The organism is Wenyingzhuangia heitensis, assembly GCF_011762155.1.
GTDB classification, from domain to species: domain Bacteria; phylum Bacteroidota; class Bacteroidia; order Flavobacteriales; family Flavobacteriaceae; genus Wenyingzhuangia; species Wenyingzhuangia heitensis.
This window is the reverse complement of record NZ_JAASQL010000002.1, coordinates 373,221-392,120: the sequence shown is the minus strand read 5'-3', so window position 1 is coordinate 392,120 and position 18,900 is coordinate 373,221. Positions and strand designations below refer to the sequence as shown.

Annotated in this window: 12 protein-coding genes; 8 read left to right on the top strand and 4 right to left on the bottom strand. The window is 31.3% G+C overall.

The window, feature by feature from the left end; translation table 11 throughout:
- Positions 1–273: 273 nt before the first annotated feature.
- Positions 274–2,496, top strand: a complete 2,223-nt coding sequence (locus FHR24_RS10295) for an ATP-binding protein (RefSeq protein WP_167187956.1) — start codon at positions 274–276, stop codon at positions 2,494–2,496.
- Positions 2,497–2,498: 2 nt separating this feature from the next.
- On the top strand, positions 2,499–2,864 hold the full coding sequence (locus tag FHR24_RS10290; RefSeq protein ID WP_167187954.1) for a response regulator: 366 nt from the start codon (positions 2,499–2,501) through the stop codon (positions 2,862–2,864).
- Positions 2,865–2,871: 7 nt separating this feature from the next.
- Here the strand turns inward: FHR24_RS10290 and FHR24_RS10285 are convergent, their stop codons facing one another.
- Together FHR24_RS10285 and FHR24_RS10280 are read right to left on the bottom strand one after the other, a co-directional pair.
- Positions 2,872–5,775, bottom strand: a complete 2,904-nt coding sequence (locus FHR24_RS10285) for an FAD-binding and (Fe-S)-binding domain-containing protein (protein WP_167187952.1) — start codon at positions 5,773–5,775, stop codon at positions 2,872–2,874.
- Between the two features lie 179 nt (positions 5,776–5,954).
- Positions 5,955–6,365: a hypothetical protein gene (locus tag FHR24_RS10280; RefSeq protein WP_167187950.1), complete on the bottom strand. Its 411-nt coding sequence runs from the start codon at positions 6,363–6,365 to the stop codon at positions 5,955–5,957.
- Between the two features lie 125 nt (positions 6,366–6,490).
- Between FHR24_RS10280 and FHR24_RS10275 the strand changes: the two genes are divergently transcribed.
- A complete protein-coding gene (locus FHR24_RS10275) occupies positions 6,491–6,835 on the top strand; it encodes a winged helix-turn-helix transcriptional regulator (RefSeq protein ID WP_167187948.1) in 345 nt (114 codons plus the stop codon).
- Positions 6,836–6,938: 103 nt separating this feature from the next.
- Here FHR24_RS10275 and FHR24_RS10270 read toward each other — a convergent pair whose 3' ends face one another.
- Together FHR24_RS10270 and FHR24_RS10265 are read right to left on the bottom strand one after the other, a co-directional pair.
- Positions 6,939–8,960 (bottom strand): glycoside hydrolase family 97 protein, encoded by a 2,022-nt coding sequence (locus FHR24_RS10270; RefSeq protein WP_167187946.1) that lies wholly within the window; start codon positions 8,958–8,960, stop codon positions 6,939–6,941.
- Between the two features lie 63 nt (positions 8,961–9,023).
- Complete coding sequence (locus FHR24_RS10265) at positions 9,024–10,451, bottom strand: carbohydrate porin (RefSeq protein WP_167187944.1); 1,428 nt, start codon at positions 10,449–10,451, stop codon at positions 9,024–9,026.
- A 269-nt stretch (positions 10,452–10,720) separates the two neighbouring features.
- Between FHR24_RS10265 and FHR24_RS10260 the strand changes: the two genes are divergently transcribed.
- From FHR24_RS10260 to FHR24_RS10240, 5 genes are all read left to right on the top strand, one after another.
- The gene (locus FHR24_RS10260) at positions 10,721–11,485 is read left to right on the top strand and encodes a TIGR02757 family protein (protein ID WP_167187942.1); all 765 of its coding nucleotides are present in this window, start codon (positions 10,721–10,723) and stop codon (positions 11,483–11,485) included.
- Positions 11,486–11,621: 136 nt separating this feature from the next.
- Complete coding sequence (locus FHR24_RS10255) at positions 11,622–11,783, top strand: DUF1328 domain-containing protein (protein ID WP_167187939.1); 162 nt, start codon at positions 11,622–11,624, stop codon at positions 11,781–11,783.
- Between the two features lie 245 nt (positions 11,784–12,028).
- Positions 12,029–15,364, top strand: a complete 3,336-nt coding sequence (locus tag FHR24_RS10250) for a transglutaminase family protein (RefSeq protein WP_167187937.1) — start codon at positions 12,029–12,031, stop codon at positions 15,362–15,364.
- A gap of 11 nt (positions 15,365–15,375) precedes the next feature.
- Positions 15,376–17,931, top strand: a complete 2,556-nt coding sequence (locus tag FHR24_RS10245) for a circularly permuted type 2 ATP-grasp protein (protein ID WP_167187935.1) — start codon at positions 15,376–15,378, stop codon at positions 17,929–17,931.
- Positions 17,931–18,878 (top strand): transglutaminase family protein, encoded by a 948-nt coding sequence (locus tag FHR24_RS10240; protein ID WP_167187933.1) that lies wholly within the window; start codon positions 17,931–17,933, stop codon positions 18,876–18,878. The genes FHR24_RS10245 and FHR24_RS10240 overlap by 1 nt, the downstream gene beginning before the upstream one ends.
- The last annotated feature ends 22 nt before the right edge of the window (positions 18,879–18,900 follow it).

Sequence of the window (18,900 nt, the reverse complement as noted above, 5' to 3'; positions counted from 1 at the left end):
TTTGTTAAGCCATTTGCTAGTAAACTAGCAAATGGCTTAATTATTAAAATGCATAAACACAGTACCTTTATATATTTTAATAATCTACAGTAAACATAATTACTATTATTTTACACCTCAAAAACATTAAAATACAAATCCCCACCTACTAAGTCTTTACTACAAACGCATATACTAAACCGTTGAACGATAAAACTTTAATTTTATTTATATTACAACAATTTTGAAACTGTTTTTGTTAAATTTATAACAAATCAACTGTTTAGTGCATAAATGAAAAAACATTTTTATACATTTTTCACCATTAAATTCTTTAAAAGATATGTGTTTATCTTTTTTACACTAGGAATGTTTTGCCTTAGTTTTTATTTAATGTACAAAGATGTTAAAAAAAATACGATTCAAGAATTTAACAAAGAACAGTTAATTTTAGCCAAAACAGCATCACAAGGAATCTCCTCTTTTTGGGATAATTACCAATCTAGCTTATCATACATTGTTAAACAAAATGACATTATTCATTTTACAGAGAATGGAAAAACCTCTATGAAATATTTTTATGACAATCATAAAAGTGTAATAAAAGCAATAACCAAAGTTGATAACAAAGGAATAATTGAACATACCTATCCTATAAACAAAGCTGCAATAGGAAAAGACATTTCTAATCAAGAACATGTAAAAGAAACTTTAGCTACCAAAAAACCTGTTATTAGTGATGTTTTTATGAGTGTACAAGGATATTATGCAATTGCAATGCACGTACCTATTTTTGATAAAACAAAGTACATGGGGAGTCTTGCTATTTTAATTCCTATAGACAAAATGGGAGAGCTTTTCTTAGATAATATAAAATCAAACAAAAAAGGATTGGCTTGGTTAATTACCGAAAACTACACAGAGGTTTATTGCACCCATAAAGAACACCAAGGAAAATCTATATTTGAAACCACTAATAATGACAAGCATACTCTTAAATTGCTTGACAAAATAAAAAACTATAAAAGTGGAACAGGAAAAATTACACATCAAAATACATTACGTTTAAATGATAATTCCGAAGAAATGTATGTCGTTTATTATCATGTACTACATGGTAATACCTTTTGGACTATTTTAATATCTTATCAAGAAAGTGAAGTCTATTTAGCACTTTCTAATTTTAGAAGTAGGCTTATCAAAATTCTTATATTGCTATTTATTGCCATTTCCTATTACTTTTATTCTTTGGTAAAAGCCAGAAATGTATTAAGAGAAGAGTCCAAAAGAAAAAAAGCAGAAAAACTACTTAGAGAAAGCAATGAACGTTTTCATAGTTTTATGGAAAATACTCCCATTTACGCATATATAAAAGATAGTGCTCATAATTATATTTATCAAAATAAAAATATAGACACTGTAACAGCTCAAAAGGAATTAAAAGAATTATTTGATGAAGCAACAACAAAAAAACTAAAAGAAGCAGATTTAAAAATACTATCTGGAAAACAAGAGAATGTTGAATTTAATTTTTCTGTTGTTTTATATGGTAAAACAAAATGGTTAAAAAACTTAAAGTTTAAAATTAAAACAGCAAACAATAAAAATGCTGTTGGTGGTGTAGTTCTAGACATTACAGAACTTAAAAACTATGAAAAAGAACTTGAAGAAAATAAATTAAATTTAGAATCGCTAGTAAATAAACGTACCAAAGCTTTAAAAAATGCCAATATAAAACTTGAAAAACTTTACGAAGAATTAAAAAATCAAAAAGAAGAGGTAGAAATTACTTTAACAACACTAAAAGAAACACAATCACGCTTGGTAGCCTCCGAAAAAATGGCATCTCTTGGAGTCTTAACAGCGGGAGTTTCTCATGAAATTAATAACCCTCTACAATATCTTACAGGTATTCACTATGGCCTTGTAGACTATTTTGAAAAATATGGTAGCAAAGATAAACATACAACAGATTTACTACTCACAAGTACAGAAACAGCTATTACAAGAATTTCATCTATTGTAAAAGGACTAAACCAGTTTAGCAACGACACCAATGTTATAGACAACAATTGTAACATCCATTCTATTATTAACAATTGTTTAGCCGTGTTATCTAACCAAACTAGTTCTAAAATTATATTTAACAAGCAATATGATTCACAAGAATTACTGATTAAAGGAAAATCGAACAAACTACATCAAGTATTTATAAATATTCTATTAAATGCCATACAATCCATTTTAAATACAGGAACAATCACAATTAAAACTCATAAAAACAAAGAGGCTGTTTTTATTGAAATAATAGATACAGGTTGTGGAATTATGAAACAAGACCTACCTAAAATTATAGAACCTTTTTTTACGACCAAAGACCCTGGTAAAGGAATTGGATTAGGCTTATCTATAGCTTATACAATTATACAAGACCACAAAGGGTATATAGATTTTGAATCGGAAATTAACCAAGGAACAAAAATAAAGATTACATTGCCTATAAAAGCAAAAAATTAACTATGAAAAAAAAGATATTATATGTAGATGATGAGAAAATTAACTTACTCCTTTTTGAAAATAATTTTAAAAAATTCTACACCGTTTTAGTCGCTAAAGATGGTTTTGAAGGTTTAAAAGTTTTGGATGAAAACACTGATACTTTAATTATTATTAGTGATATGAGAATGCCCGGTATGACAGGTATAGAGTTTATTACAAAAGCCAAGGCAAAATATCCTGATAAAAAATTCTATATCCTAACAGGTTTTGAAATAACCCAACAAATTAGAGAGGCTCTAGACACTGGGTTAATTCTAGAATATTTTAAAAAACCTTTTGAAATAAAAAAAATACATGCCAAAATTGCTGAGGCATTAAATAATTGATACAACTCTAGTTTAATGCTCTTCTTAATACAGTAACAGCATGTAGACTATCTCTTTGGGTTCCATCTTTTATTTGATGTCTGCAACTTGTTCCTGAAGCTACAATAAGTGTATTTCCTGATGCGTTTCTAACTTTAGGAAACAACGTATCCTCCCCCATTTGCATACTTACTTTATAGTGTTCTTGTTCATAACCAAAAGAACCAGCCATACCACAACACCCTGTATTTAAAACAGTTACTTTGTAGTTAGAAACTACGTTTAACATATCAAAAGTAGATTTGCTAGTACTCAATGCTTTTTGATGACAGTGCACATGAATTTTAACCTCCTTTTCTTCCAGTGTAAAATTACTTGCTTTTATGTTTCCTAAAACAATTTCATTCGCAATAAACTCTTCTATAGTATACGTATGCTTAGCCAGTTGAGTAGCTTGCTCTTTATTGTTAGCCAATCTTAAATATTCATCTCTAAACGATAATATTGCAGAAGGCTCAACCCCCACCAACGGATGTTCTGTACAGACTAATTTACCAAACGTTGTTATATTTTTATTGGCAACATTCTTAGCCTCTTTTAAAAAACCTTTAGATAAATAACTTCTACCACTTTGTTCATGCTCCACAAACACACATTGGTATTGCAAACTGGTTAATAATTCTATAGCATCCATCCCTATTTGCACGTCGTAAAAATTTGTAAATTCATCTTTAAAAAAGTAAATTTTCTTAACAGGATGTTCTACTACTAACTTTTGCTGATTGTTTTCTATCCATTGCTCTAAAGTTTCTTGTTGTAAACTTGGCAAACTACGTTCTAAACTTATTCCCAACATTTTTTTAGCCAAAACAGTGTTGCTAAACATATTAATCAATCCCGAAAAAACAGCTAACTTTTGATTGACATCTGTCACCTTAGCAAACATTTTATTTCTAAAAGAATACCCATTTGTCTCCTGGTATTGGTATAAAAACTCCGACTTTAAAACCGAAACATCTACACTACTAGGACATTCACTTGCACAAGCTTTACAGCCCACACACAAATCAAAAACTTCTTTTAAAGCAGTACTGTTAAATTTATTTTTAGCTGTATTATTTGTCAATACTTCTCGCAATGTATTCGCTCTTGCTCTGGTGGTATCTTTTTCATTTTTAGTAGCTCTATAACTAGGACACATTGTTCCTCCAGCTGCTACAGATTTTCTACAATCTCCAGAACCATTACACTGTTCTGCTAATTTTAAAACCCCTTCGTTTTCAGAAAAATCTAACAATGTATTTACAACGGGTTCTTTTCTATCAACTTTATACCTAAGATTTTCATCCATTTTATATGGGTCAATGATTTTCCCTTTGTTAAAAATATAATTTGGATCAAAAAGTTCTTTAAACTGTTTTAATAACTGGTAATTTTTAGCTCCCACCATAAGCGGAATAAACTCTGCTCGTACAATTCCATCTCCGTGCTCTCCACTTAAAGAACCTTTGTATTTTTTAACCAATTTGGCTACGCTTGTGGTAATTTTTCTAAACAAAATCACATCATCTCCTGCTTTTAAATTTAAAATAGGACGTAAATGAATTTCTCCTGCTCCTGCATGCGCATAATACACAGCTTCTTGTTTATAGTCTTTCATCATTACCGAAAAATCAGCAATAAAATTGGGTAAATCCGACAAGCTTACAGCAGTATCCTCTATACAAGCCACTGCTTTTTTATCTCCCACCAAATTCCCCAAAGCTCCTAAACCTGCTTTTCGTAAATCGTGAATTCCGTTTATTTTAATCCCCGTAACTTTTGGGTGTGCATATCCAAAATGATGTTTTTCTAAATCTGCAATTAACAAATCTGCTTGATTGTGTACATCCTCCAGAGACTCACCAGCAACTTCAAGCATTAAAACCGCTGCTGGATCTCCGTTTAAAAAATCTCTATTCTCTTGTTGTGATCTAATAGTTTTGGTACAATCTAAAATAATTTTGTCCATCAATTCACAATTATACAACCTGTGTTTCATAGCCACAACTACCGACTCCATGCATTGCTGAATAGAATAAAAATGTGATGCTATCATCACATTATGTACAGGTGGAAGCTTGTCTAATTGCAACGTTATTTCTGTAGTAAAAGCTAGCGTTCCCTCACTTCCACATAATACTTTTGCTAGGTTGATGGTGTTTTCAGTTCCTCCAAACAATTCAAATTTTAACAATTCATCAATTGCATAGCCTGTATTCCTTCTGTGTATATCTGGTTTGGGAAATTGTGTTATAATTTCTTGCTGTACATCAGATTCCGAGAACAAAGTCAGTATCTCTTTGTATACATTTCCTTCCAAAGTTTTTAGAGTTGATTTCTGCAGAAATTCATCTACAGTTATAGTTTCAAAAACCACTTGACTACCGTCTGATAAAAGCGTTTTTAAACGGATAATTTTATCACGCGTAACTCCGTAACGAATAGAGGTCGTTCCAGAACTATTGTTCCCTACCATTCCTCCTATCATACATCTGTTTGCCGTAGAGGTATTGGGTCCAAAAAACAAGTCGTCTGCTTGTACATAACGGTTTAAATCGTCACGAATTACCCCCGGCTGTACTGTTATTTGTTGTTGTTGTTTATTGTAATCAATAATTTCAGTAAAATGTTTAGATACATCTACAATCAATCCATCTCCTACACACTGTCCTGCCAAAGAGGTTCCTGCAGTTCTTGGAACCAAACTAATTTTATGTTTATTAGCAAAAACTATCAATATTTTTAAATCGGTAATCGATTTTGGAAACACAACTCCTAGAGGAATTTTTCTGTATACAGATGCATCTGTTGCATAAATTCCTTTGTGCAATTCATCGGTTTTTAAACTTCCTTCTAATTGTTTTGCTAGTGCATGTAGAGCTTTTACCATAACAATCAAAAATAATGATTTGTTATTGTTTTAAGTTCTAAAGCCTCATAAATAAGTGCAATTTATTTTATGAGGCTTTATTTGTAATGATAGCAATCAATATTATAAATAAAGGCATTTGATTTGATAATCATGTCTCTTAAATACAATTAAATAATTACTAGGTATCTTAAAATAGACTAGGATACTTGAATTTTTGAAATTTTATAAAGTTTTACAAAAGCTATTAATTCAACACCAACTATAATTATATGAATAACTAAATCCATAGTCGGTGAAGCTGGAGCATTTAATAATGGAAACAATGGATCTATAATTGTTTCTTGACCTTCTCTTAATACATTCATTAAAAACATGGCAACAAACAACTTTACGTCTTGAGAAAACATAATAAATATAGATACAATTGCCATAGTAGCAGTTCTAGCAGCAAACTCATATATTAGATTGTAATCTGCAACACCATTTATATTGATACCTGAAGCTGTTACCGCATTATGATCAAAATAGAATTGATACACTTGAGAAAGCATAATTAGAATTAATACACCTTGTAAAATATTAATCCATAAAGGAATTTTATTTTTCATTTTAAATATTTTTATTTATTAGTTACACAAAGTTACTATTAAAAGTATCCTTAAGTAACATTTAAACATTTTTTATGGTTAAAACATAAAAAAAGTAGTTACTTTGAGGTAACAAATACGAAATAATGAACGAAAAGAATCATGAAAACTGCCCTTTAACGCAAGCCCTTTTAGTAATTGGAGGTAAATGGAAACCACTTATCATTTCGCATTTGCAAAAATCACCCAAACGTTTTGGTCAACTTCACACGTTAATCCCCAAACTTTCTCGAAAAGTATTAACATCACAATTACAAGAATTAACAAGAGATAAATTAATTACTCGCCATAGTTATGCTGAAACACCTCCAAGAGTTGAATATAGATTAACTGAAAAATCTAAAGAACTTGTTCCTATATTTCAATCTATGTCTAAATGGGGAATGTATTTAATTGACAAAAAAATTATAGAAGAAAGAGAAGACAATTAAAAAAATTTGAATCACCTTTTGATTCAATTATACATATAAAATCTCCATCCCTTAGTACATTACTAATTGATGGAGATTAACAAAACTACAACTATACTGTTTTTTAAATTTTTACTACAAAACCACCACCTGGTGCCATGCGGATGGTTAAGTTACCTGTAACAGTTTCTGTTTTTTTTACAAAATCTACACCATTCATATCTGCATTTACTCCATCTTTAAAAATAGTAGCTTCTCCAGATTTTCCAGTAATTTCTTTTAAATTGATGATTATTTCTCTAGCATCCCAGTTATTTAAACCTCCAATAAACCAAGTATCTCCGTGTCTACGAGCCGTTACAATATACTCTCCCATTTTACCTTCAATCGTTTTGGTTTCATCCCAAACAGTAGGAATGGATGCAATAAATTCTGTACTCACTGGATTTTTCTCGTAGTTGGTTGGGGTATCACACAACATATTTAAAGGAGATAGAAAAATTACATATTCTGCCAATTGGTGCATACGTGTACCTTGACTCATGGGTTTAGAAAAATTAGGATAATATTGTGTTTCTACCACATTTGTAATGGTATTTAACGCTTTAACCGCATTATTCATAGCTCCTTGTGTGTAATCTACAGGACCGGAAATCATTCTGATAAAAGGTAAAGTTACATCATACGTAACCTGATCGCAGGTAGCAGGTTGCCATTTCATTTGTTCCAAACCATGCACTCCTTCAAAATTTAAAATATTTGGGTAGGTACGTTGTAATCCTGCTGGTTTATAGGTTCCGTGTAAATCGGCAATCAATTCATATTTTGCACACATTTTAGCTACACGTTCATTAAAGTAAACCATTTCTTGATCATCTCCGTTCATAAAATCAACCTTAAAACCTTTGACTCCCATTTGGCTGTAATGCTTACAAACTTTTTCCATGTCTTTGTCAAAAGCATAATAACCTGCCCATAAAATAATATCAACATTTCTTTCCTTTGCATAGGCAATTAATTCTTCCAAATTAATTTCGGGAACTACTTGCATTAAATCGTATACTTTGTTAACCGACCAACCTTCGTCTAAAATCACATACTCTACTCCGTTTTTTGAAGCAAAATCAATGTAATATTTATAGGTTTCATTGTTAATTCCAGCTTTAAAATCAACCCCTTCTAAGTTCCAGTTATTCCACCAATCCCAAGCTACTTTTCCTGGTTTGATCCAATCTGTATTTTTAATTACGCTTTCTTCAGCCAACTTATAAGTCATGGTTGTATTTGCCAAATCCACATCATTATCGGTTACAATAGCTGCTCTCCAAGGAAAGTTACGTGCGTTTTTAATTTCTGCAATATATTTATAACGACTTTTTACAATTACCTGTAAATTGTTGTAACCAGAATGTTCTTCAACTTCATTACGCAACGGAGCATAAAAAGCCGTTAGTGTATTTTCTTTTTCTGTTGCTTTAAAATACATTCCAGGATAGTTACGCAAATCACTTTCAGTAATAGTCACTCTTTTTCCTTTAGGAGCTTCTACACTTAAAGGCAAAAACATCAAACGGTCTTTGTCTAATTCTGATATTTTTAAACGTGTATACGTGTTTTCAAAAGATTGCGACAATTGGTGTTCTTGATCTCCTGGAGAATACACATAAGGAACGGTTGCATTGGCATCGTTTGTAAATTGATAATTAGCAATCTCGTTTACTACCTGATAGCTTCCTTTTTTGGTACTTGTAAAACGATAAGCAACTCCATCGTTATAGACTCTAAATTCTAACCCCCAGTTTTTTTCAAACTGAATGGTTACTTGGTTGTATTGATCTGCTACTTTTTTGGTTTTGTAAAAAGGGGCATCAATAATTTTATTTACAGATTTTTCTTGAATGTCTTTTATTTTAGGATCAGTTCCCCATGTGATCCCATCAGATAAAATCATGGCTATTTTAGATGGTGCTAACACTAACACATTGTCTTGAGAAACACTATATCTAATATCTTTTTCTATATTAATTTGTGTTTCTGTTTTTCCGTCAGGAGAGCTTAATTTTATTTTTTTTGAATTGGCTCCAAAAGTAGTTACTGTAAAAAAAATCATACTAATAAAAAGTGTTATTGAAATTGTATTTTTCATGATATAAAATTTTTAAATATTATAAAAAGTTTTTGTTGATTTATTAAAATCTGTTTTTAGTATTTACCACCAAATTTCGAATTGCAATCCATAGGTAAACCCATCAGTATTGTTTCCAAAAGGTGCGTTGTTCGGTACATTTCCTATATTTCCCTTTAAATCATCGCTCCAAAAAGCATAGGCAATTAAGGGGCGAATAACGGGTCTAGAATAAAACCCTTTACTTAAAGAAATTTCTGGAGTAAAGGAGATTCGATTTAAATTTCCGGCAACTCCCACTTGTTCGTTTTTAATATACTCGTGACTAACTTCTAAACTCAGTTTAAAATAATCACTTAAATAATACATTCCTCTAGCTCCTGCAGTTAACCAGTACAGCATATTTCCCTTTCCTGATAAATAAGTAACATCGTTAATTCCATTGTATATGTATGGATTGGTTCCAAAATCTCTAATTACAGCTAATAAAATTCCATTGATGGCAAAATTTTCAAAATCATCGTATAAAAAATTGTTGTTAATTTCTAAACTATAAGAAGAATTGATATTATTCAAAACTGTGTTATTATTGTTCGGATTTTCTTTTTCAGACATTCCTGTCCAGTGATGTTTTGGTACCGTAGCTCCTTGTCTAAACAATACAGCTGTGGTATTGGTAATATGATCTTTCTCGTAATCTAACCAAGCAAAAGCACCAAATCCTTGTTTTGCATTGTATTCTAAAGTTTCATTTTTTAGTCGATAAGAATAGTTTACAGCCAAGTTTAATTTCAATGTATTGTTTACGGGAACATTTACCCAACGAGTATCTAAAGTAAAAGCATTTAACTGACTTGTATTGTTGTTAATATAAGACACCACGTCTTCATCTTTAAAAGACCAAACTCCAATTTTAATGTCTTCATTGGTTTTGTTTGTCAACAAATCCTCTACTCCAAACCCCCAACCAGTTTGTGCAGGATTCATCCATTGTCTGTCTAATAAATGAATGGCTTTTCTGTCGTAATATCTTTTACCAATCCACAAAGTTTCTCCTTTCCCTAAAAGGTTTTTTCCACGAATATATAATTGAGCAGTTTTATCAAAATCCATTTGAGTTTCACTTCCAAAAGCTTCATAATAAGAAGTCATCCAAACAGCATCAATAGATTTATCTTTAGCAGTATTTAAATAGTATATATAATCAAACTCTAACTCTCCATAAGTATCTGCTTGATTTCCCAAACTATATTTATTTTGAGCCCCTGGCATTTGAAAATGTGCCTGAGTTCCACCACCAACACTACGACCAGTACCTGTTCTAATATAACCCGAAGTTCCAAACATACTATTTTCATTTTCAAAAATAGTTTGCGAAGTAACTGGTTGCAACATTCCTAAAAACAAACTACATGTTAATAACAAAATCAAATTTTGTTTTGAAACATTGTTAGACACAACTTCAGAATTAAAGTACCTACTCACTTTTAATAAATTTAATACACAATTCATTGCTATAAATTTTAGTTAAATAAACATAAAATGTTTACGCAAACATATAAATATTTATTAATTAAATACGTGTTAAATAAAAATATTAATGTTTTCGAAATCAAACAATTACCAAAGCCTCAATAAAACCTATACTTTTTTAACAAAAAAAAATAATTGTTTTTGTGTTCTTAACTTAAAAACAAACTCTTTTTGTGCAGAATGTTATAAAAATAGCGATCAAATAAAACATTACATATAGTATATTTGTATATAAAACTGGAATTTATATGACTCAAACAGAACTTAAAGAGTTTTTAGATAGTAAAGTAGATCAATACAACAACAGAGATTTTATAAATGAGGATCCTGTTCAAATTCCACATTTATTTACCAAAAAAGAAGATATTGAAATTGCTGGTTTTTTAGCAGCTACAATTTCTTGGGGAAAAAGACCTATGATTGTAAAGAACTGTTTACAAATGATGGATTTGTTAGAAAACACTCCTTACGATTTTGTTATAAATCACACAGAGAATGATTTAGAAAAACTATCTGACTTTAAACATAGAACTTTTAATGGCATCGATTTTCAGTTTTTTATTTTGTCCTTAAAAAACATTTACCTTAAACATGGTGGCTTAGAAAATGTGTTTTCTAAGGGTATTGACAACAATTCTTTGCAACCTGCAATCCATCAATTTAAAAAAGTTTTTTTTGAAATCTCCCACCCCATTAGAACTACCAAACATGTTTCTGACCCATTAAAAGGATCTGCCGCTAAAAGAATTAATATGTTTTTAAGATGGATGGTTAGACAAGATAAATTAGGAGTAGATTTAGGAATTTGGAAAACCATATCTCCTGCACACCTATCTTGTCCTTTAGATGTTCACACAGGCAATGTAGGTAGAAAACTAGGTTTTATAAACCGAAAACAAAACGATGCCAAAGCATTGTTAGAGTTAGACCGCTCTTTAAGAAAGTTAGATCCAGTAGACCCTGTTAAATATGACTTTGCTTTATTTGGCTTGGGTATTTTTGAAAGTTTTTAACAAACCGTTGTTTCACTAAAAATTGATATGACTCAACTTTTGTCTTGTTCGCTGTCAACACATAAACTATAGATTCGTTTTATTTTTGATGTAAGAGTTACATACTCATTTTATAAACCATTAAAAATTAAAAAATATGTTACGATTAAGTATAAGTTTTATTGTTTTAGCCATTATTGCCGGAGTATTCGGCTTTACAGGAATTGCTGCTGGTGCTGCTAGTATTGCCAAAATATTATTTGTTTTGTTTATTGTTTTATTTGTTATCTCCTTATTATTTGGAAGAAAAGCAGTTTAAGAAATAAATTAAACCCACAAAAAAGAGAATGATTGTTTACACACATCATTCTCTTTTTTGTGTTTACAACACAACGCAGAACTGCACCTGCCAATTAGCATAAAACATTACTAAATAACAAGATTGTTAATTCTTTCTTAAATATGTGATACCGCAGTTTTAACACATTATTATTTCATTAACTTAGTTGTTTTAAACAATAATGTTTTTAAAACAATAGTAACCTCTATTTATATTAGTAATACATGGCTTTAAAAGTTGTAATCTCACATAAAACAAAATATAAGTTTGATAGATCTGTAAATTTATCTCCTCATATTTTTAGACTTAGACCTGCTCCACATAGTAGAACACCAATAGAATCTTATTCTTTAAAAATAGAACCTAAAGATCATTTTTTTAACTGGCAACAAGATCCATTTGGAAATTATCAAGCTAGAGTTGTGTTCCCTGAAAAAACAAAGGAGCTCTCTATTGATGTAGAAATTATTGCTGATTTAAAAACCATCAACCCTTTTGATTTTTTTGTAGAAGAAAGTGCAGAGGAATATCCTTTTAATTATTCTGATGTTACCAAAAAAGAATTACACCCTTATTTAGAAATAAATGACAAAGGGCCTTTATTGTTTGACTTTTTAAAAACAGTTGACACCACTCCAAGAAAAACAATTTATTTCTTAATCGATTTAAATCAAAAAATATACGAATATTTAAAATATAACATTCGTATGGAACCAGGTGTACAAACCTGTGAAGAAAGTTTAGAACGTAAAACAGGATCTTGTAGAGATTATGCTTGGTTATTAGTACAAGCAGCAAGACATTTAGGTTTTGGTGCTCGTTTTGTATCTGGTTACATTGTACAATTAAAATCTGATGAAAAATCATTAGATGGACCCTCTGGACCCGAGGAAGATTTTACAGATTTACATGCATGGGTAGAAATTTATTTGCCAGGTGCAGGTTGGATTGGTTTTGATGCTACCTCAGGATTATTAGCCGGTGAAGGTCATATTCCTTTGGCTTGTACTCCTCATTATGATAGTGCATCTGCCGTTACAGGAATGACCGATAAATGTGAAACTGAATTTGAATTTGAAAATTCAGTAACAAGAATCTTAGAATCTCCTAGAGTTACCAAACCCTATACAGAAGAACAATGGAATGCCATTGAGAAATTAGGACACAAAGTAGAAAAAGATTTACAAAAAGGAGATGTAAGATTAACCATGGGTGGAGAACCTACGTTTGTCTCTATTGATGACATGGAATCCGAAGAATGGAATACAGCTGCAGATGGTCCACACAAGCGTAAACTAGCCAATGATTTAACCAAACGCTTGTTAGATAAAATAGCCAAAGGGGGAATGTTACACCATGCTCAAGGAAAATGGTATCCTGGAGAATCTTTACCTCGTTGGGAAATTCAATTGTATTGGCGAAAAGATGGAAAAAACATATGGCATAATCAAGAATTATTATCTTGCTTCTCTCCCGACCCAATTGTTCCAGAAGGAAGTGATCATAGATTTTTACGTACTTTAAGTAAATACTTAAACGTTACACACGAACATATTATCCCTACGTATGAAGATGCTTTTTACATGCTTTGGGAAGAAGGAAATATTCCTGCAGACATAGATATTACTGGTGATGATAGTGAAGATTTAATTCGAAAAAAATTAGCAGAAATATTAAAACAAGGAACCAACAAAGCCGTTGGTTACGTATTGCCCTTAAATAAATCTGATGAAAAATGGTTTACAAGCGAATGGCAATTTAGAAGAAACCATCTGTTTTTAACTCCAGGAACCTCTCCAATTGGTTTAAGATTGCCTTTAAAAGCTCTACTATCTAAACCAGAACATGAAGTATTCCCTATTTACGAACCTGATTTATTTAAAGATAGAAAAGCATTACCTAGTTTTAAAAGATTGGTAAACGTACGTTATAAAGATTTCTGTACCAAAGGACTAGACAAAGACAAACCTAAATATTTTGTAAGAACAGCAATCTGTTCAGAAATTAGAGAAGGTAAATTGTATTTATTCTTACCTCCTTTAGAATCTGCCGATGCCTTTCTAGATTTAATAGCCTCTATAGAAGCTACAGCAAAAGAATTAAACATTCCTGTTATTTTAGAAGGATACAATCCTCCACACGACAACAGAGTAGAATCTATGAAAATTACTCCAGATCCTGGTGTGATTGAAGTAAATGTTCATCCCATGAAAAGTTGGAGTGAATTGGTAGAAAATACAATGACTTTGTACGGTGAAGCTAAAAAATCTAGATTAGGAACCGAAAAGTTTATGTTAGATGGTAAACACACCGGTACAGGTGGAGGTAACCACGTAACTTTAGGTGGAATTTCTCCGTCAGACAGTCCATTATTAAGAAAACCTAGTTTGTTAAGAAGTTTACTAACTTTTTGGCAACATCATCCAGGGCTTTCTTATTTATTTTCGGGTGCTTTTGTGGGAGCAACTAGTCAAGCTCCTAGAATTGACGAAGCTAGAATGGAAAACCTATACGAATTAGAGATCGCTTTTAGCCAAATACCAAAAGGTGAAGAAGTTCCTTTTTGGTTAACAGATAGGTTGTTTAGACACTTGTTAACAGATTTAACAGGAAACACACACAGAGCAGAGTTTTGTATTGATAAATTATACTCTCCAGACTCATCTTCTGGTCGATTGGGGATCTTAGAATTAAGAGGTTTTGATATGCCTCCACATCCGCAAATGAGCTTGACTCAAATGCTATTGGTTAGAACCTTAGTTGCTTGGTTCTGGAAAAAACCATACGAACACAATTTAGTTAGATGGGGTACCGAATTGCATGATAAATTTTTAATTGAACACTTTGTTAGAGAAGACATCAAAGACATTGTAAAACAATTAAACAAAGCAGGTTACAAATTTGAAGAAGAATGGTTTGATCCTTTCTTTGAATTTAGATTCCCTTTACACGGAATGGTAGATATTAACGATATTCACTTAGAATTAAGAGCGGGTATAGAACCTTGGAATGTTTTAGGAGAAGAAATGACAGGTGGAGGAACCTCTCGTTATGTAGATTCATCTTTAGAACGTTTGCAAGTAAAAGTATCCAACTTTGTGAGCGAGAGATATGTGTTAACTTGTAATGGGGTAAAAGTGCAATTGCATCCAACACCTATAAAAGGTGAATTTGTTGCAGGTGTGCGTTACAAAGCTTGGGATCCACATTCTGCTTTGCACCCAACTATTGGAGTAGACACCCCCCTAGCTTTTGATATTGTAGATACTTGGAACCGTAAATCTATTGGAGGTTGTAAATACTTTGTTGCGCATCCAGGAGGTAGGTCTTATGAAACCTTTCCTGTAAATAGTTTTGAGGCAGAATCTAGAAGAATCAACCGTTTTTGGGATATTGGTGAAACGCAGGCTGATGTTGATACTATTGAAGAAATTACAGCTAGAGAAGTACCTGTACCAGAAAGAACTGTTGAGGAACAAGGAAGTAGAAAAAAGTTTAGATTTAAAACCATTCCTGTTGACCCAGAATTTCCAAATACATTAGATTTGCGTAAAAAATAGAACAACCGTAAATGAGCATTGATTCAAACAAATTGTTTAAAGATTATGTAGCCGATCTAAAGAACTACGACGAAATCTTAAAGCCTACCAAAGAAATCAATAAAAATTGGACTCAATTATTTGATAATATAGAGGCCATTGGTTCAGATGAACTTCACGAATTACAAAGTGAAATAGACTGGCTAATGGCCGAAAATGGTGTTACCTACAATGTGTACAATGATCCTAATGGATTACACAGGCCTTGGCAATTAAACGCGATTCCTTTTATCATTCATGAAAATGAATGGAGTGAAATAGAAAAAGGAATACAGCAAAGAGCCAAACTTTTAGACTTAATTTTAAAAGATGTATATGGTGAACGTAAACTAATTAAAGACGGTATTATTCCGCCTGAAGTTTTTTACGAACACAGAGGTTTTTTAAGACAATGCGATCAAATAGAATACACAACTCCTAAAAACTTAATGATTTATTCTGCGGAATTATCAAGAGGTCCAGATGGAAGAATGTGGGTGGTTAATGATAGAACTCAAGCCCCATCAGGTATGGGATATGCGTTAGAAAACCGATTTACAACAAGTAGAATTACTTCAGAATTATTTCAAAATATTCATGTAAAGCAGCCCTCTAGTTTTTTTAACGATTTTAGTAAAATGTTAATGGATGCTGCTCCAGAGGGAGTAGAAAATCCAAATATCGTAATTTTAACTCCAGGTCCTCATAACGAAACTTATTTTGAACATGCTTATTTATCTTCTCTTTTAGGATATCCTTTGGTAAAAGGAAACGACCTAATTGTTAGAAATGGATTTGTTTGGATGAAATCTTTAAAAGGATTAAAAAAAGTAGATGTTATTTTAAGACGTGTAGACGATAGTTTTGTTGATCCTTTGGAGTTAAGAGAAGACTCTTACCTAGGTGTTGCAGGATTGTTAGAAATTGTTAGAAATAAAAACATTACTGTTATCAACCCTATTGGAAGTGGTATTATAGAAAACTCGGGATTAGTGCCGTTTATGAATGCCATTTGTAATTACTTTTTTGATGAAGATTTAGTATTACCACAAATTGCTTCTTGGTGGTGTGGTCAAGAAAAAGAAAGAACATTTGTTCTTAAAAACATCAAAAAATTTGTTGTGAAAAGAATCGATCGTTCTAACAGAGAAAGTCTTTATTTCTGCGAGTTTTTATCAGAAAAAGAAATAGACACTTTAAAAGAAGAAATTATTAAAAACCCATTTAGATTTGTGGCTCAAGAGAAAATTTCATTTTCTTCCGCTCCAAATTACGTAAATGGAAAACTAGAACCTCGCAAAGTAGTTTGTAGAACTTTTAGTATTGCTAAAGACGGATGTTACACTGTTATGCCTGGTGGTTTGGTTCGTGTAGCTTCTGAAAGAAAACAACTTAGAGTTTCTAATCAACGTGGTGGAATTAGTAAAGATTTTTGGATTGTAAGTGATCAAAAACAAGAAAACATTCAACAATATACTTGGAGTAAATCTAAAAATTCTGGAGCCTCAGACATGAATGATTTACCTAGTAATACTGCCGAAAATTTATTTTGGTCTGGAAGGTATTTGGGGAGAGCTTTAACCACCTCTAGATTTATAAGAACGGTTTTAAACAATATGAATAACGAGCGTTACAATACTCGTAAATCAGAATCTGAAATATTAGTTTATTTATTTAAAGCCGTAACCAACATAACCTCTACCTTTCCTGGTTTTGTAGGAAAAGGGAGCGAGAAAACATTAGAAAACCCTTTAAAAGAATTGCAATCTTTAATTTTAGACAAAAATAGAGGTGGTAGTTTGGCACAAACTTTAAATAGTTTTAACAATTCATATTACACACTTAGAAATTTGTGGTCTAAAGATATGTGGAGAGTGTTTGATAGTATTAAAAAACTTTGGAAAGACTATGATCAAACAAAGGAATACTCTTTAAACTCACTTATTAAACTATTAGACAGAACTATTACAAGGTTAATTGCCTTTATGGGATTGATAGAAGAAAGTATCATGGTAAATCAAGGATTGCTTTTATACTTTATTGGTTTGCAAATGGAACAGGCAACTATGAATATAGCCAAATCTCGTTCTTTAATTGTTTTTAACTACGAAGATTATTTAAATTACGAAATATTAGAGGCTTTCTTAAACAGTCATGAAAGTTTAAATATTTACAGATATAGTTATCAATCTTACTTAAGTGTAGAAAATGTGGTGAATCTAATTATTTTAGATAAAACATATGCAAAATCTCTACATTATCAATTAAATAGAATTCAAAAAGATATTGCTCGTTTACCAATACCCGAAAATTCTATTGGACTTAATGAATGTCAGAATAAAATAGCTGAAGCTTGTTATATCATGGATTCTATAAATTCTGAAACAATACTTACAACTAACAAAGACAATTCTTTAAGAGAAAACTTAGAAAAAACGTTATCAGATTTAAGTGATTTGTTACACGAAACTTCTTTGGCTATTTCTAATACTTATTTTGATCATACTTATCAACAAACACAAATGGTTCAACAAAAAATTGAAAACTAATGGTATACGATGTCATTCATTCCACTGTATATGATTATGAAGAAGGTGTTACTTTTTGTCATAACATAGCCATTTTAAAACCTAAGCATATTTTAGGACAAAATTTGATTGATTATCAATTAGAAATTTCTCCTAAACCTACAGAGTTTTCAGAAAAAAAAGATTTTTTTGGAAACACCATTACTCGTTTTTCTATTCAAGAACACCACAAACAATTAAAAGTTGTTGCCACTAGTAAGGTAGACAGAAACGTAAGTGAGTGTAAAGACATAGAAAAATTTGAAGAGGCAAAAAAAATAACATTAACAAAAACATTAGAACTCTTAAAAGGAGTAAGTGATGCTATTTTAGATGCAAGACAATATCAGCTAGAATCTATATTAATTAATAATATTAATGATACAATTAAAAACTATGCTTTAGAATCTTTTAAACCAGATAGATCTGTTTTTGATGCTAGTTTTGAATTGATGCAGCGTATTTTTAAAGATTTTGAATTCAACACCACTTTTTCTAACGTAGCCACTCCAATTAGTGAGGTAATGAAAGAAAAAAAAGGAGTTTGTCAAGATTTTGCACAAATTGCTATTGCCTGCTTGCGTTCTGTAAACTTACCTGCAAGATATATTAGTGGTTATATTGAAACATTACCACCTCCAGGAAAAGAAAAATTAATTGGTACTGATGCATCACATGCATGGTTTTCTGTATATATTCCAACTTTTGGGTGGGTAGATTTTGATCCTACAAATGATCAAATTCCAAAAGATCAACACATAGTAGTTGCATGGGGTAGAGACTATTATGATGTAGCTCCACTAAAAGGGGTTTTATACAGTAGTGGAAGAAGTACTTTAAAAGTATCTGTAGACATTAGACCCGAAGATGGTTATCCTGTTCAGGATCCTAAAACAACTACTCAGCAACAATCTCAGCAACAACAATAAAAAAAAGGCTCTGAAATTATTC

What these genes read in the sequence shown, in the direction of transcription:
- FHR24_RS10250 (WP_167187937.1), top strand. Translation starts at nt 12,029, where the DNA reads ATGGCTTTAAAAGTTGTAATCTCACATAAAACAAAATATAAGTTTGAT.
- FHR24_RS10255 (WP_167187939.1), top strand. Translation starts at nt 11,622, where the DNA reads ATGTTACGATTAAGTATAAGTTTTATTGTTTTAGCCATTATTGCCGGA.
- FHR24_RS10270 (WP_167187946.1), bottom strand. Translation starts at nt 8,960, where the DNA reads ATGAAAAATACAATTTCAATAACACTTTTTATTAGTATGATTTTTTTT.
- FHR24_RS10285 (WP_167187952.1), bottom strand. Translation starts at nt 5,775, where the DNA reads ATGGTAAAAGCTCTACATGCACTAGCAAAACAATTAGAAGGAAGTTTA.
- FHR24_RS10265 (WP_167187944.1), bottom strand. Translation starts at nt 10,451, where the DNA reads ATGAATTGTGTATTAAATTTATTAAAAGTGAGTAGGTACTTTAATTCT.
- FHR24_RS10240 (WP_167187933.1), top strand. Translation starts at nt 17,931, where the DNA reads ATGGTATACGATGTCATTCATTCCACTGTATATGATTATGAAGAAGGT.
- FHR24_RS10280 (WP_167187950.1), bottom strand. Translation starts at nt 6,365, where the DNA reads ATGAAAAATAAAATTCCTTTATGGATTAATATTTTACAAGGTGTATTA.
- FHR24_RS10245 (WP_167187935.1), top strand. Translation starts at nt 15,376, where the DNA reads ATGAGCATTGATTCAAACAAATTGTTTAAAGATTATGTAGCCGATCTA.
- FHR24_RS10295 (WP_167187956.1), top strand. Translation starts at nt 274, where the DNA reads ATGAAAAAACATTTTTATACATTTTTCACCATTAAATTCTTTAAAAGA.
- FHR24_RS10290 (WP_167187954.1), top strand. Translation starts at nt 2,499, where the DNA reads ATGAAAAAAAAGATATTATATGTAGATGATGAGAAAATTAACTTACTC.
- FHR24_RS10275 (WP_167187948.1), top strand. Translation starts at nt 6,491, where the DNA reads ATGAACGAAAAGAATCATGAAAACTGCCCTTTAACGCAAGCCCTTTTA.
- FHR24_RS10260 (WP_167187942.1), top strand. Translation starts at nt 10,721, where the DNA reads ATGACTCAAACAGAACTTAAAGAGTTTTTAGATAGTAAAGTAGATCAA.